14 protein-coding genes are annotated in these 14,333 nt (G+C 63.0%); 4 read left to right on the top strand and 10 right to left on the bottom strand.

From position 1 onward, the window contains the following. Positions 1–4: 4 nt before the first annotated feature. Genes QO034_RS18620 through glpD form a run of 6 tightly spaced genes read right to left on the bottom strand, consistent with a single transcriptional unit; the run spans position 5 to position 5,974 of the window. Positions 5–412: a hypothetical protein gene (locus QO034_RS18620; protein ID WP_284487040.1), complete on the bottom strand. Its 408-nt coding sequence runs from the start codon at positions 410–412 to the stop codon at positions 5–7. Further along, on the bottom strand, positions 412–1,290 hold the full coding sequence (locus QO034_RS18615) for a carbohydrate ABC transporter permease (protein WP_284487039.1): 879 nt from the start codon (positions 1,288–1,290) through the stop codon (positions 412–414). Before QO034_RS18615 ends, QO034_RS18620 begins: the two co-directional genes overlap by 1 nt. Next, the gene (locus tag QO034_RS18610) at positions 1,287–2,162 is read right to left on the bottom strand and encodes a carbohydrate ABC transporter permease (RefSeq protein WP_284487038.1); all 876 of its coding nucleotides are present in this window, start codon (positions 2,160–2,162) and stop codon (positions 1,287–1,289) included. Before QO034_RS18610 ends, QO034_RS18615 begins: the two co-directional genes overlap by 4 nt. Beyond that, a complete protein-coding gene (locus tag QO034_RS18605; protein WP_284487067.1) occupies positions 2,162–3,244 on the bottom strand; it encodes an ABC transporter ATP-binding protein in 1,083 nt (360 codons plus the stop codon). Before QO034_RS18605 ends, QO034_RS18610 begins: the two co-directional genes overlap by 1 nt. Then, positions 3,244–4,332 (bottom strand): ABC transporter ATP-binding protein, encoded by a 1,089-nt coding sequence (locus QO034_RS18600; RefSeq protein WP_284487037.1) that lies wholly within the window; start codon positions 4,330–4,332, stop codon positions 3,244–3,246. The genes QO034_RS18605 and QO034_RS18600 overlap by 1 nt, the downstream gene beginning before the upstream one ends. 16 nt (positions 4,333–4,348) lie before the next feature. After that, entirely contained in the window at positions 4,349–5,974 is a 1,626-nt protein-coding gene (gene glpD, locus QO034_RS18595) for a glycerol-3-phosphate dehydrogenase (protein ID WP_284487036.1), read from the bottom strand. A 207-nt stretch (positions 5,975–6,181) separates the two neighbouring features. Between glpD and QO034_RS18590 the strand changes: the two genes are divergently transcribed. From QO034_RS18590 to QO034_RS18575, 4 genes are all read left to right on the top strand, one after another. After that, entirely contained in the window at positions 6,182–6,964 is a 783-nt protein-coding gene (locus QO034_RS18590) for a DeoR/GlpR family DNA-binding transcription regulator (RefSeq protein WP_284487035.1), read from the top strand. A gap of 172 nt (positions 6,965–7,136) precedes the next feature. Continuing rightward, entirely contained in the window at positions 7,137–7,454 is a 318-nt protein-coding gene (locus QO034_RS18585) for an ArsR/SmtB family transcription factor (protein WP_284487034.1), read from the top strand. A gap of 58 nt (positions 7,455–7,512) precedes the next feature. Continuing rightward, positions 7,513–8,826, top strand: a complete 1,314-nt coding sequence (locus QO034_RS18580; protein ID WP_284487033.1) for an FAD-dependent oxidoreductase — start codon at positions 7,513–7,515, stop codon at positions 8,824–8,826. An 8-nt stretch (positions 8,827–8,834) separates the two neighbouring features. After that, positions 8,835–10,007: an MFS transporter gene (locus QO034_RS18575; protein WP_284487032.1), complete on the top strand. Its 1,173-nt coding sequence runs from the start codon at positions 8,835–8,837 to the stop codon at positions 10,005–10,007. 64 nt (positions 10,008–10,071) lie between these two features. Here the strand turns inward: QO034_RS18575 and arsB are convergent, their stop codons facing one another. Genes arsB through QO034_RS18555 form a run of 4 tightly spaced genes read right to left on the bottom strand, consistent with a single transcriptional unit; the run spans position 10,072 to position 14,178 of the window. Further along, the gene (arsB, locus tag QO034_RS18570) at positions 10,072–11,091 is read right to left on the bottom strand and encodes an ACR3 family arsenite efflux transporter (protein WP_284487031.1); all 1,020 of its coding nucleotides are present in this window, start codon (positions 11,089–11,091) and stop codon (positions 10,072–10,074) included. Beyond that, positions 11,088–12,353 (bottom strand): organoarsenical effux MFS transporter ArsJ, encoded by a 1,266-nt coding sequence (arsJ, locus tag QO034_RS18565; RefSeq protein WP_284487030.1) that lies wholly within the window; start codon positions 12,351–12,353, stop codon positions 11,088–11,090. The genes arsB and arsJ overlap by 4 nt, the downstream gene beginning before the upstream one ends. Next, positions 12,350–13,348, bottom strand: a complete 999-nt coding sequence (locus QO034_RS18560; protein WP_284487029.1) for an ArsJ-associated glyceraldehyde-3-phosphate dehydrogenase — start codon at positions 13,346–13,348, stop codon at positions 12,350–12,352. Before QO034_RS18560 ends, arsJ begins: the two co-directional genes overlap by 4 nt. Then, a complete protein-coding gene (locus QO034_RS18555; RefSeq protein WP_284487028.1) occupies positions 13,345–14,178 on the bottom strand; it encodes an arsenate reductase/protein-tyrosine-phosphatase family protein in 834 nt (277 codons plus the stop codon). Before QO034_RS18555 ends, QO034_RS18560 begins: the two co-directional genes overlap by 4 nt. Between the last annotated feature and the right edge of the window lie 155 nt (positions 14,179–14,333).

Here is a 14,333-nt window from a genome sequence, read left to right as displayed (position 1 = left end):
CTCACTAATTAGATATTGTCTTGGTGAAACCACCGAGCAAACCACCCACTAAGTCTCCAATTTTGGAATAGCCAGATCCGTCGGACCGAACCTTTTCGATAGCCGCGCCAAGGGTCAAATTGCCGTCAAAGGGCTGTTGCAACAATGCGAAACCAAAGGATGTGACGGTGAACCCAGAAGCCACAGTTTCGTTCTTTGAGTTTGCGTAGAAATCATATTTCTCGCCTGATCGGATAATCCCTTCACTTTCCAACCATTTCACTGCGTCAATAAAAAGATCGGTGTTCTCTTCGTTGTTTTCGTATCCAAGTTCACTCAGCGTAAGTTCAGTGCGCCTTACGCCCCTAGCCGCTAGTTTACTCACAATAGAAGAAACCATGTGTTCGCTTTGTGCTATTTCGTTTTCAACCATCACACCCTCCCCAACGCGAAACCCTTGGCGATGTAGTTGCGGACGAAATAGATCACCAGCGCACCCGGCACGATGGTCAGCACCCCGGCGGCGGCCAGCACGCCCCAATCAATGCCCGACGCGCCTTGGGTGCGGGTCATGATCGCCGCGATCGGCTTGGCGTCCACCGTGGTCAGGGTGCGGCTCAGCAGCAGTTCGACCCATGAGAACATGAAGCAGAAAAACGCCGCCACGCCGATGCCGCTGGCGATCAGAGGCATGAAGATCTGCACGAAGAACCGCGGGAAGGGATAGCCGTCGATATAGGCGGTCTCGTCGATTTCCTTGGGGACGCCGCGCATGAAACCTTCGAGGATCCAGACCGCCAGCGGGACGTTGAACAGGCAATGGGCCAGGGCCACCGCGATATGCGTGTCAAAAAGCCCGACCGAGGAGTAGAGTTGAAAGAACGGCAGCGCAAAGACCGCCGGCGGCGCCATCCGGTTGGTCAGCAGCCAGAAGAACAGGTGCTTGTCGCCCATGAAGGAGTAGCGCGAAAAGGCATAGGCTGCGGGCAGCGCGACGGCGAGCGCGATCACCGTGTTCATCACCACGTAGATCAGCGAGTTCACATATCCCATGTACCAGCTTTCGTCCGTGAGAATCTTGGCATAGTTGGCCAGCGTCAGGTCGCGCGGCCACATGGAAAACGACCCGAGGATCTCGGTGTTGGTCTTCAGGCTCATGTTCAGCAGCCAGTAGATCGGCAACAGCAGGAACAGAAGATAGAGTCCCATCACCACGGCGGACCCGTTCGGCCGGAACCGGCCCGGACGGCGCGCGGCGCGCCGCTGTTTGATCACGGTGGCGGTGCCGGTTTGAAGCGTCGTGTCGGTCATCGCGGGCCATCCCTTTTGTCGAGATTGGTCATCACCGTGTAAAACACCCATGAAATCAGAAGAATGACGAGGAAATACATGATCGAGAACGCCGCCGCCGGGCCGAGGTCGAATTGTCCGAGCGCCATCTTGACGAGGTCGATCGACAGGAAGGTGGTGGCATTGCCCGGACCGCCTCCGGTGACGACGAAGGGTTCCGTGTAGATCATGAAACTGTCCATGAAGCGCAGCAGGATGGCGATCATCAGGACGCCCGCCATCTTCGGCAGTTCGATGTAGCGGAAGACTTTCCAGCGGCTGGCCTGGTCGATCTTCGCGGCCTGGTAATAGGCGTCGGGAATGGATTGCAGACCGGCATAGGCCAGAAGCGCCACGAGCGAGGTCCAGTGCCACACATCCATCACGATCAGCGTCGCCCATGCGGCGAAAAAATCCTGCGTGTAGTTGTAGGAGATGCCCAGCTTGTCCAGCGTGTAGCCAAGCAGCCCGATGTCCACCCGCCCGAAGATCTGCCAGATCGTCCCGACCACGTTCCAGGGGATCAGCAGCGGCAGCGACATCAGCACCAGGCAGACGCTGACCCAGACGCCTTTCTTGGGCATGTTGAGCGCGACGAAGACGCCCAGCGGGATCTCTATCGCAAGGATGATGGCCGAGAAAACGAACTGCCGCCGCAGCGCGTCCCACATCCGTTCGCTGTCCAGCAGGTCCTTGAACCAGCCGATCCCGTTCCAGAAGAACTGGTTGTTGCCGAAGGTGTCCTGCACCGAATAGTTCACCACGGTCATCAGCGGGATCACCGCCGAAAAGGCGACGAGGACCAGCACCGGCAGAACCAGGAACCAGGCCTTCTGGTTAACGGTCTTTTGCATCAGGCGAGTCCTCCTTCTGCCTTCACGCGCCAATCGTCGGCGTAGACATTGACGCCCCTGGGATCGAACGCGATCCGGGTCGTGTCCGTCGGTATGGCCGCGCCTTCGGCTGCGATGGCGCTGACCGCGTTGCCCTGAACGTCGAGACGGACGATCTTGTGCCGCCCGACATCCTCGACGCGGGTGATCCGCGCCGGAAGCCCATTGTCCGATCCGAGCCGGATGAATTCGGGGCGCACACCGATCTGGACGCTGCCGCCCTTTGGCCGATACGCCGCATCGAGATCGAAGGAAACACCGCCGATCGTCGCCCTCGGACCCTCTACCGAGGCGTCGAACAGGTTCATGCCGGGCGAACCGATGAAATAGCCGACGAACGTGTGGGCGGGCCGTTCGAACAGTTCCTGCGGCGTGCCGATCTGGACCACGCGCCCGTCATACATCACCACGACCTTGTCCGCGAACGTCAGCGCCTCGGTCTGGTCATGGGTCACGTAGATCATGGTGTGGCCGAATTCGTGATGCAGGGATTTGAGCTGCGTGCGCAATTCCCATTTCATGTGCGGATCGATCACGGTCAGCGGTTCGTCGAACAGCAACGCGTTGACATCTTCGCGGACCATGCCCCGGCCCAGCGAGATCTTCTGCTTGGAATCCGCCGTCAGACCGCGCGCCTTGCGGTCCAGTTCCGCCTCCATCCCGATCATGGCGGCGATCTGGCTGACACGCTGCGCGATATAGGCCGGATCGGCCCCGCGGTTGCGCAGCGGAAAGGCGAGGTTCTCGCGGACCGTCATCGTGTCGTAGACCACCGGGAACTGGAACACCTGCGCGATGTTGCGCTGCGCCGTGGGGGCATCGGTCACGTCCACGTCGTTGAACAGGATACGTCCCTGCGACGGGTGCAGCAGGCCGGAAATGATGTTCAGCAGCGTGGACTTGCCACAACCCGACGCTCCGAGCAGCGCATAGGCTTCGCCGTCGACCCAGTCGTGGTTCAACTCCTTCAGCGCGAAATCGTCCTCCGACTTGGGGTTCGGCAGGTAGGAATGCGCGAGGTTGTCCAGCGTGATCTTGGCCATCATGCAGCCTCCGCATAGGGCGCGACGGACACCAACGAACCGTCGAGCGCGAAGACGTAGATATGCGCCGGGTCCAGGAAGACCGTCAGCTTCTGGCCGGGATCGAGACTTTGGACCCCATGAACGAGCCCCACCCAGCGTTCACCGTGAAAATCAAGGTGGATGAAGGTTTCCGATCCGGTGATCTCGGTCACTGTCAGCCGTGTGTCGAACGCCATCGCATCCGGGCGCAGCGCGCTCAGTTCAAGGTGGTTGGGCCGGAACCCGGCCGAATAGGACCCATCCGGCAAGTCGCGCGCGATGTGCGGCAGCGAAATCGACTGATCCGGACCAAAGGTCAGCCGGCCGCCCGTCTTGGTGATCTTGAGGAAGTTCATCGGCGGATCGGAAAAGACCCGCGCGGTCGTCGCCGATTCCGGTTTGCGGTAGACAGTGGGCGTCGGGCCGAACTGCGTCACCCGGCCTTCCCAGAGTGTCGCGGTGTTTCCACCCAGCAACAAGGCTTCTTCCGGTTCGGTTGTCGCATAGACGAAGATGGCGCCGGACCTTTCAAAGATCTTCGGGATCTCCGCCCGCAGTTCTTCGCGCAGCTTGTAGTCGAGGTTCGCCAGCGGCTCGTCCAGCAGCACGAGTCCGGCATTCTTCACCAGCGCGCGTGCCAGCGCACAGCGCTGCTGCTGCCCGCCCGACAGTTCCAGCGGCTTGCGGTCGAGAAACGGGGTCAGTTGCATCAGATCCGCCGTTTCGCGCACCGCGCGGTCAATTTCGGCCTTGGTCTGGCCCATCAGTTTCATCGGCGACGCGATGTTGTCGTAGACGGTCATCGACGGGTAGTTGATGAACTGCTGATAGACCATAGCGACCTTGCGGTCCTGCACCCGCTGGCCGGTGACGTCTTCGCCGTTCCACAGCAGGCGCCCTGTCTGCGGCGCATCCAGACCGGCCATCAGCCGCATCATCGTGGTCTTTCCGGACAGCGTCGGGCCAAGCAGCACGTTCATCGTGCCATTCTGCAATTCCAGATTTGTCGGGTGGACCTGCGTCACCCCGCCAACCGACTTGGACACGTTTTCAAGAACAAGCGTCATCCGTGACCTTTCGCCTTCATACCGCCACCCCTGCGTCCGGAACCCGTCGCGCCTGCATCCAGGTATCGAGCCGTCCGACCTCGTCAGGGGTCAGCCGCAATCCAAGTTTGTTCCGCCGCCATACCACATCTTCGGCCGTCTGCGCATATTCGCGATCCATCAGCCAGCAGACTTCCCGCTCCGTCAGGGTCGCGCCGAACACCCGCCCGAGATCCGATTCACCCTTGGCATCCGCCAGGACATCCCAGCTTTGCGTGCCATAGGCCCGCACCAGGCGCCGTGCCCAGACGGCGTTGAGGAACGGATAGTCCCGCATGAGCCGTTCGATCAGTTCATCCACCCCGTTGACGGCGAAGTCCCCGCCGGGCAGGGGCACACCCGCCGTCCAATGCCCCGGCGTGCCGGGAAAATACCGGATGATCCGCTCCATCGCGTCCTCGGCGAGTCTCCGGTACGTCGTAATCTTGCCGCCAAAAATGTTCAGTATCGGTGCGCCGCTGGTGTCGTCGACCTTCAGCGTGTAGTCGCGTGTCGCCGCCGTCGCGCTGCTTGCGCCATCGTCATAGAGCGGGCGCACGCCGGAATAGGTCCAGACGATATCGTCGAGGCCGATCTTCCGCCGGAGATACTGGTTGGCGAAATCGACCAGGTAGCGCTGTTCTTCAGGTGTGCATTCGGGCTTCCGGTCCGGATCGTCGTGTTCCGCATCCGTGGTGCCGATCAGGGTGAAATCGGTCTCGTAGGGGATCGCAAAAATGATCCGCCCGTCGGTTCCCTGAAAGAAATAACACTTGTCATGCTCGAACAGGCGTTTCGTCACGATATGGCTGCCACGCACGAGCCGCACGCCCTCATTGGACCTAGAGTGGACCTTGTTGTGAATGATGTCACCGACCCAGGGGCCACCGGCATTGACGAGCATCCTGGCCCGCAAGGTCTGTTCCCGGCCGGTTGCACGATCCTGCACCGTGATGTCCCACCGCCCGTCGATGCGCCTGGCGGACTGCACCTTGCTGCGAACCATGATCCGCGCGCCGCGATCTTCGGCGTCGCGGGCATTCAGCACGACCAGGCGCGAATCCTCGATCCAGCAATCGGAATATTCGAAGGCCTTTTCGAACCGGCCCTCCAGCGGTGCGCCTTCGGGCGTACCCGCAAGGCTCAGCGTTTCGGTGCCGGGCAGGATCCTACGGCCGCCCAGATGGTCATAGAGAAACAGGCCGAACCGGATCATCCAGGCCGGGCGACGCCCGCGCATCCAGGGCATCAGCACGTTGAGGAAACGGGACACAGGCGTTTCGCTCTCGAACCGCATGTCCGCATGATAGGGCAGCACGAACCGCATCGGCCAACTGATATGCGGCATCGCCGACAGCAGCGTTTCGCGCTCCGCCAGCGCATGGCGCACCAGGTTGATCTCGAAGTATTCCAGGTAGCGCAAGCCGCCGTGAAACAGCTTTGTCGATGCCGAGGAGGTGGCCGAACCCAGGTCGTTCATTTCCGCCAGGGCGACACGCAACCCGCGCCCCGCTGCATCGCGCGCGATTCCGCATCCGTTGATGCCGCCGCCGATCACGAACAGGTCATAGGTCACAGGTTCCGGGGTCGCACCCAACACATGGCCTCCCCACCAAATGCTCACGTCCACCGCCATCGTTAAACAGGGGCCGCACGGTTCGCAAGATTTTTTTCGTTTATGTTCGTTTTGGGGTCTGTCTGGAAAAATGGACGTGCGATCGAAGATTCTTGTTTCACTAATGCGCGAATATTCGCGAAACGCGCCGAAACGAATGATCGCGCTTGATTTGTCGACGCCAAGACGCATAGTCGGCGAACAGGGAGACACAGCATGTCGCAGACCTTTCGCCATCCGGAGATCCTGGAAACGGCGCGCCGGCAGGGCAAGGTCACGGTCGAAGGGCTCGCGGAGCAATTCGGCGTGACCCTGCAAACGATCCGGCGCGACCTCACCGATCTGGCCGAAGCCGGCAAGCTCGAACGGGTCCATGGCGGGGCCATCCTGCCATCGGGAACGACGAACATCCTCTACGAGGAACGGCGCATCCTGAACGAACGCGCCAAGGCAGACATCGCCCGCGCCTGCGCCCGGCGGATCGCCGATGGCAGTTCGCTGTTCCTCAACATCGGCACCAGCACCGAAGCCGTGGCCCGCGAATTGCTGCACCACCGCGACCTGATGGTCGTGACCAACAACATGAACGTCGCCAACATCCTGATGAGCAACCGGGATTGCCAGATCATTTTGACCGGCGGCGCCCTGAGACGCATCGACGGCGGGCTGGTCGGAACGCTGACCATCGGCACCGTACGGCAGTTCAAGTTCGACCTGGCCGTGATCGGGTGTTCGGCGTTGGATCAGGACGGCGATCTTCTGGATTTCGATATCCAGGAGGTGGGCGTGAGCCAGACGGTCATCGCGCAATCGCGCAGGACGTTTCTCGTGGCCGACAGTTCCAAGTTCAAACGAAGCGCCCCGGCGCGGATCGCATCCCTGGCGGAACTGGACGTATTCTTCACCGACAGACCGGTGCGCAAATCCTTGCAGGACGACTGCGAGGCCTGGAACACGGAAATCCTCGTCACCGGTCAGAAACCGGAAGCGGAGTGCTAGGTCGCGACCGCAAGGCAGTTGCACCGGCTGTCGCGATCCGGAGAGCTTTGTTGCGGTCTCCCGTCCGGAAAGGGCGGCCGGCGGCCTGACGGCGGGGTTTCGATGCTCCCGTATTTCGAAAATGGTCGAAATATGTCTTGACAGGCTCGCGCCGGGCCGACAATCTATTTCCATGAACATCGAAATAGTAGCCCGCCAACTGGAAGCCCTCGGAAATGAAACCCGGCTGGGGATCTACCTGACCCTCGTCCGCGCGGGAAGCGGCGGATTGTCCGTCGGCCAGGTCCAGGACCGCGTGGGACTGGCGGCGTCGACCCTTTCGCATCACATGAAACGCCTCGTGGACCAGGGCCTGGTCCGGCAGGAAAGATCCGGCACAAGCCTGATCTGCAACGCGGAATATCCAGCGATGTCCGCGCTTGTCGGGTTTCTGTCCGACGAATGCTGCGCCGATGAGCTATGCGCGGCCGAAACCAAGGCTGCCTCATGACAGAGCTTCAATTTACGTCCCGAATTTCCAAATTTCCGGAAGGACCGAAGGAAGCGACATGAGAGACCTATCCAGTCTACCCACAGCGGTGATCGGAGCCGGACCCGTCGGTCTGGCCGCGGCGGCGCAGCTTCTGGCACGCGGCGTTGAACCGCTTGTATTCGAACGCGGTTCGATGGCCGGCGCGAGCGTCTCCAACTGGGCGCATGTGCGGCTCTTTTCACCGTGGGAATACAACGTCGATGCAGCCGCGCGGCGCCTGCTGGACGCATCCGGATGGACCATGCCCGACCCCGATCACCTGCCCACCGGCGGCGAGCTGATTTCCGACTACCTCGCGCCCTTGGCCCGGCACCCGGAAATCGCATCCCGACTGCGTTTCGGGGCCGAGGTGACGGACATTGCCCGCGAAGGACATTCAAGGCTGTCCGGCGAAGGCCGCGACGCCGCCCCGTTCACCGTGGTCTGGCGCGATGGTCAGGGCATCCGCCACCGGACCCGAGCCCGCGCCGTCATCGATGCCTCCGGCACCTCGACGAATCCGAACCCGATCGGCACGGACGGATTGCCGGTCGATGGCGAAACCGGGAACGCCGACCGTATCGATTACGGCATTCCCGATGTGCTCGGCACCGCCCGGCCAGCCCATGCCGGCGCGCGCACCCTTGTCATCGGCGCAGGGCACTCCGCGATCAACACCGTCCTCGACCTGATGCTCCTACAGGATGCGGAACCGGCGACGCGCATCGTCTGGGCCACCCGGTCCGGCGGGATCGGCCGCCTGATCGGAGGCGGGCTCGCAGACATGCTGCCCGACCGTGGAAGGCTCGGCCTGCGCGCCGCAGAGGCGATCAGGTCCGGGCGTCTCACGTTCCATTCGCCCTTCGCCATGGACAGGATCGACCGGCAGGGGCAGGCTCTGCGCGTCTCGGGCCGCCGGGATGGACAGGAGATCGGCCTTGAAGTTGACCGCATCGTCGTCGCGACAGGGTTTCGGCCCGATCATTCCATGCTCCGGGAACTGCGCCTGTCGGCCGATCCGGTGGTCGAGACGACACCCGCACTGGCGCCCCTGATCGATCCGAACCTGCATTCCTGCGGCACCGTGCGCCCGCACGGGGTCGTGGAACTGCGCCAACCCGAATCCGATTTCTACATCGTCGGCATGAAAAGCTATGGTCGCGCGCCGACCTTCCTGATGGCAACCGGTTATGAACAGATGCGTTCGGTCGCCGCGGAACTGGTAGGCGACCATGCCGCGGCGCGGGACGTGCGGCTGAAACTGCCGGAAACCGGGGTCTGCAAGACAGCTGCCTTGCCTGCGCACCCGGTATGCTGCGCGATGGACCGGGAAGACGGGTTTTCGCGGTGACAGGTCTGATGCGTTTCAGAACCGTTTCGGCGCTGGGCATCGTCGAGATCTTCGCCTGGGGGACCAGCTTTTACCTGATCGCGGTCCTGGCCCAACCCATCGCCGCCGAAACCGGCTGGTCCGGTGCGGCCATTTCCGCCGGTGTATCGGTCGGCTTGCTGGTTTCGGGTCTTTGCGCGACATTCGTCGGGCGGTTTATCGAAGCCTATGGCGGCCGCCCGGTTCTGGCCACCGGCATGGCGCTGCTGGCCTGCGGCCTTGGCCTGCTTGGTCTCGCGCAGAGCCTTTCGGTCTATTTCCTCGCCTGGCTCATCCTGGGCGTCGGCATGTCCTGCGGGCTTTACGATGCCGCGTTTTCGACGCTCGGGCACATTTTCGGAAAGGATGCCCGCTCTGCGATCACGCAGCTGACCCTCTGGGGCGGGTTCGCCAGCACTGTCTGCTGGCCGCTATCCGCCTGGCTCGTCGATATCCTGGGCTGGCGCGGAACCTGTTTCGTCTACGGCGGGCTCCACCTGCTCGTCACCCTGCCGCTGTCGCGCTTCGCGCTGCCGCGCGCCATCCGTCCGGCCCCCGGCGCAAGGGGCCGCAAGACGCTGCCGCCGCCGGTCCCGGCCACGGACCCGAGGTTCCTGTGCCTGGCCAGTGCGGGAGTCATCTTTTCAATGCTGTCGACCATGTGGTCGGTACATTTCGTGACCTTGCTGACCTCCATCGGCTTCGGCATGGGCGCGGCCATCGGCATCGGCACCTTGATCGGACCGGCACAGGTCGGCGCCCGCGTGATCGAAATGCTCGGGCGCGCCCGCCACCATCCGATCTGGACGATGCTCGCGGCCGCGACGGCGCTTCTGGCCGGGTTCAGCGGTCTTCTCCTGGGGCTGCCTGCCGCGCTCGCCATGGTGTCCTACGGCGCAGGCAACGGGCTTTGGTCGATTGCCCGCGGCGCCCTGCCGCTGGCGGTTTTCGGACCCGACGGTTATGCCCGGACCATGGGCCGGCTGGCGACGCCGATGCTGATCGCCGCTGCCGCCGCCCCGTCGATCGGAGCCTGGATGATCGCGACCCTCGGGGCAGCGGCCACCCTGCAGGTCATGGCCATCGCGGCAACGCTGCCGCTGCTGCTTGCCCTGATGCTGTATCGAATGGCGGTGCGCCGAGGCTCTGGCTACCAGCTATAGGCAAGATTGCCGGGCGGGACACCCCGTGCAAGGCACCGGCCGACCCGTCAGGCCCAACGGGACATCACGCCGCCGGTTCGGGAAACCGCGCCCGCGTGCGGTTGGCGAAGGCCACCAGCGACAGCATCACCGGAACCTCGACCAGCACCCCGACCACCGTCGCCAGCGCCGCGCCGGAGTTCAGCCCGAACAGGCTGATCGCCACCGCCACCGCCAATTCAAAGAAGTTCGAGGTGCCGATCATCGCGCAGGGTGCAGCGATACGGTGCGGCACCCGCAGCGCATAGGCCAGACCATAGGCCAGGGCGAAGATACCGTAGCTCTGTATCAGGATCGGCACCGCGATCAGCGCGATGACCAGTGGGCGCGCAAGGATCACCTCGCCCTGAAGTCCGAACAGGATGGCGACGGTTGCGATGAGACCGACCATCGACCACGGTTTCGCGCGGGCCGAGAAGGCGTCGATCGCGGCTTTGCCGCCCAGCACCCTGCGCGTGATCGGCCCGGCGATCAGCGGCAAGGCCACGTAGAGAACCGTCGCCAGCACCAGCGTCTCCCAGGGGACGGAAATGTCGGTCACGCCGAGCAGGAAAGCCACGATAGGCGCGAAGGCCACCACCATGATCAGATCGTTCACCGACACCTGCACCAGCGTATAGGTCGGATCTCCGCGGGTGAGCTGCGACCAGACGAACACCATCGCAGTGCAGGGCGCGGCCCCCAGCAGGATCAGGCCCGCGGTATATTGCGCCGCATCCGCGGGCGCGATCCATGGCGCAAAGACGTGATCGAAGAACAGTACGGCCAGCAGCGCCATCGTGAACGGCTTGACCATCCAGTTCACCGCCAGCGTGATCAGCAGCCCCCTTGGCTGGCGGGCGATGCCCGCGACCGCGCCGAAATCGACGTTGACCATCATCGGATAGACCATCGCCCAGATCAGGACCGCCACCACGAGGTTGATGGAGGCGACCTCGGCGGCGGCGATGGCCTGAACGAGGCCCGGCGCCAGGGTTCCGATGGCAACGCCGGCAATCATCGCCAGCGCGACCCAAAGGGTGAGTAGACGTTCGAATCCGCTCATGCGATTGCCTCATGTGTCTGGTCGGTCAAACGCCCCGACGCCATTGCTGCCAGCGCCACCATCACGGCCGCTGTCCCGAGCACGAGAGCCAGCCCGCCGGCCTGATAGGTCAGCCCCGACAGCAGCGTGCCGATCAGCCGGCCGCCCGCGTTGGCCATGTAGTAGAACCCGACATCCATTGTCACCCTTTCGCTCCTGGAAAACGCGAGGATCAGATAGGAATGAAGCGCCGAGTTCACCGCAAAAACCGCGCCGAACACCAGCAGGCCGACGACCAGCGTCACGGTCAGCCAGGGTTCCGGCCCCGAAGAGATCAGAACCGCCCCGGTGAGCGCGGCGGGCACCAGGAACAGCACGCCGGCCCAGACCCGCGCGGCGCGGATCAGGTCCGATTCGGGACGGCTGGCGGCGCTCAGGATCCGCGGCGCACTGACCTGAACGAGCCCGTAAAGGATCACCCAGACCGCCATGAACGTGCCGATCATGAAGAATGCCGCGCGGTTGCCGCCTTCGGTGCCGTCCGACAGCACCGCGTAGAAATAGATCGGGATGCCGACGACGAACCACACGTCGCGCGCGCCGAACAGAAAGACACGGGCCACCGACAGCCAGTTCACATTGGCCGATTTCGAAAAGACTTCGGAGAACTTTGCCCCCCTGCGCCCGCCCGGAAGGCCCGCGGGCATGAAAAGCACCACCGCGGCGAGGATGACGGCCAGGACCGCGGCCATGGCCAGGACCGCCCAGACAAACCCGAATGTCGCCAGCAGGGCGGCCCCGAGCAGAAAGCCCAAACCCTTCACCACGTTCTTCGATCCGGTCAGCACCGCGACCCAGCGAAACAGCCCGCCGGTTGTAGCGGGCGCCAGCAGCTTGACGGCGGATTTCGACGACATCTTGGCAAGATCCTTGGCGACGCCGCTCACACCCTGCACGCACATGACAAAGGCAACCGAAACGCCCACGGCCCAGGTCGGATCAAGCTGCGTCAGCGCCAGCAGTGCGGCCACCTGAAGCCCGAGCCCGGCGTAGAGCGTCGAAGTCAGCCCGAATCGCGCCGCAATCCAGCCCGCGGCCAGGTTTGTCGCCATGCCCGCGACTTCGTAGAGCACGAAGAGATAGGCCAGCTGCACCGGGGAAAAGCCCAGGGTGTGGAAGTGCAGAAGCACCAGCATCCTGAGCGCGCCGTCAGTGAGCATGAAGGCCCAATAGGCTGCGGTGACGGCGATATAGGCCGACAGACCCTCCGCTCGGTCGCTCAAAGCGACGCCCCGACCATCAGCGCCACGTCGACCAGCCTGTGGGCATATCCCATCTCGTTGTCATACCAGGCATAGATCTTCACCTGGGTGCCGTTCACCACCATCGTCGACGGCGCGTCAATGATGCTCGACCGCGTGTCGTTGGTGTAGTCGGTGGAAACCAGCGGGCGCTCCTCGTAGCCGAGGATACCTTCAAGCGGACCTTCGGCAGCGGCCTTGAACAACGCGTTGACCTCGTCTGCGGTGGTGGCGCGTTCCACTTCAAAGACGCAATCGGTGAGCGAGGCATTCAGCAGCGGCACACGGACCGCGTGGCCGTTCAACCGGCCCTTCAATTCCGGATAGATCAGCGTGATCGCCGTCGCTGATCCCGTCGTGGTGGGGATCAGCGAATTCAGCGCCGAGCGGGCGCGCCGCAGGTCCTTGGCGGGGCGGTCGACGATGGTCTGGGTATTGGTCACGTTGTGGATCGTCGTGATCGAACCGTGCCGGATGCCGAGGTTCTCGTGAATGACCTTCACCACCGGGGCCAGGCAATTCGTCGTGCAGGACGCCGCGGTGACGATCCTGTGGCGTGCGGCGTCATAGGTGCCGTCGTTCACACCATAGACGATATTCGCCGTCGGCCCATCCTTGACCGGGGCCGAGACCACGACCTTCTTCACCCCTGCCTCGAAGAACGGCGCAAGACCGGCCTCTGTCTTGAAAGCGCCGGTGCAATCGATGACGATATCGACCCCGTCCAGCGGCAGCGCAGACAGTTCCCGTGTCCCGATGAACGGCAGGCGGGTTCCGTCGATGGTCACACTGTCGGCGTCATGCGAAAACGCGCCATTCCACCGGCCATGCACCGTGTCGAATTCCAGCAGATGCGCATGCATGGCGGGATCTCCGACCGCGTCATTGATCCAGGCGATCCGCGCGCCCCGTTCCAGCAGGGGCCGCAGCGCCAGCTTTCCGATGCGGCCAAGCCCGTTCAGCGCATAGGTGGTCATGCCATCGCCTCGGTCGATTTGCGGCCGATGTCGTCAACGGCGGATTGCAGCGCGATTCGGTCAAGACTTTCCATCGGCAATGCAGCGAAGGCTTCGATCCGGTGCTTCAGCGCGCCATAGGCTTGCTGGAAGGCGAGGCTCTTCTCGGCATCGGTGCCTGCGACCTTGACCGGGTCCGGCATGCCCCAGTGACCGCTTATGGGCTGACCTTCCCAGGCCGGGCATTCCTCATTCGCGGCTCGGTCGCAGACCGTGAAGACAAAATCCAGAGCCGGCGCGTCCGGACCCGAGAATTCCGAAACATTCTTCGCCCTCAGGACCGAGATGTCATGCCCCTTGTCCCGCAGAACCTTCAGCGCGAAAGGATTGAGCTCCGAACTGGGCCTTGTGCCCGCGGAATGGACGTTGAACCGGTCCCCGGCGAGCGCGCGCAGAATCGATTCCGCAAAGATCGAACGCGCGGAATTGCCGGTGCAGATGAAGAGAACATTGTATTTCCGGTCGGTCATGGGTGAGGCTCCAATACTGTAGGGCATGCAGATTTCCGGGCGGCCACGGCAGCAATCGGTGAACAGGTATCCGAACATCTGTCGCACGCTCGCCATGTTGACGGAGTAGAGAAGAGACGTGCCGGCGCGTTCCTGTTCCACCAGTCCCGCCCGCTGCAGCGCGGCCAGGTAGGCGGACATGGTGCTGGCCTTTACACCAAGCGCCTCGGCGAGTTCGCCCGCCGGTACGCGATCCGGGAACCGCCGCATGAGCAGGCGAAACACGGCGAGCCGCGGCGGAAGGCCCAGGGTGGCAAGTTGCTCGGGAATCATTTTTTCCATATTTCATGAATAAATGAATTAATGCTCTGAGGAAAGCGTTTTCCGCTCCGGTGAACGCCTGACGGCATTTGTTGGCCAAGCAAGTGCCGGAAGGTCATCACCGCCCACCCGCGCGACCGCCTGCCCGGCGGACACTGATGGATCAAGACGGACTA

Source organism: Sedimentitalea xiamensis (genome assembly GCF_030164465.1).
Lineage (GTDB): Bacteria > Pseudomonadota > Alphaproteobacteria > Rhodobacterales > Rhodobacteraceae > Sedimentitalea > Sedimentitalea xiamensis.
This window is presented reverse-complemented; position numbering and strand designations above follow the sequence as displayed.

Bases quoted from the DNA above. Each gene is read 5' to 3' on its own strand.
- QO034_RS18605 (WP_284487067.1), bottom strand. From the start codon at position 3,244: ATGGCCAAGATCACGCTGGACAACCTCGCGCATTCCTACCTGCCGAAC.
- QO034_RS18560 (WP_284487029.1), bottom strand. From the start codon at position 13,348: ATGACCACCTATGCGCTGAACGGGCTTGGCCGCATCGGAAAGCTGGCG.
- QO034_RS18580 (WP_284487033.1), top strand. From the start codon at position 7,513: ATGAGAGACCTATCCAGTCTACCCACAGCGGTGATCGGAGCCGGACCC.
- QO034_RS18620 (WP_284487040.1), bottom strand. From the start codon at position 412: ATGGTTGAAAACGAAATAGCACAAAGCGAACACATGGTTTCTTCTATT.
- QO034_RS18600 (WP_284487037.1), bottom strand. From the start codon at position 4,332: ATGACGCTTGTTCTTGAAAACGTGTCCAAGTCGGTTGGCGGGGTGACG.
- QO034_RS18610 (WP_284487038.1), bottom strand. From the start codon at position 2,162: ATGCAAAAGACCGTTAACCAGAAGGCCTGGTTCCTGGTTCTGCCGGTG.
- QO034_RS18585 (WP_284487034.1), top strand. From the start codon at position 7,137: ATGAACATCGAAATAGTAGCCCGCCAACTGGAAGCCCTCGGAAATGAA.
- arsB (WP_284487031.1), bottom strand. From the start codon at position 11,091: ATGAGCGGATTCGAACGTCTACTCACCCTTTGGGTCGCGCTGGCGATG.
- QO034_RS18575 (WP_284487032.1), top strand. From the start codon at position 8,835: ATGCGTTTCAGAACCGTTTCGGCGCTGGGCATCGTCGAGATCTTCGCC.
- QO034_RS18555 (WP_284487028.1), bottom strand. From the start codon at position 14,178: ATGGAAAAAATGATTCCCGAGCAACTTGCCACCCTGGGCCTTCCGCCG.
- QO034_RS18615 (WP_284487039.1), bottom strand. From the start codon at position 1,290: ATGACCGACACGACGCTTCAAACCGGCACCGCCACCGTGATCAAACAG.
- QO034_RS18590 (WP_284487035.1), top strand. From the start codon at position 6,182: ATGTCGCAGACCTTTCGCCATCCGGAGATCCTGGAAACGGCGCGCCGG.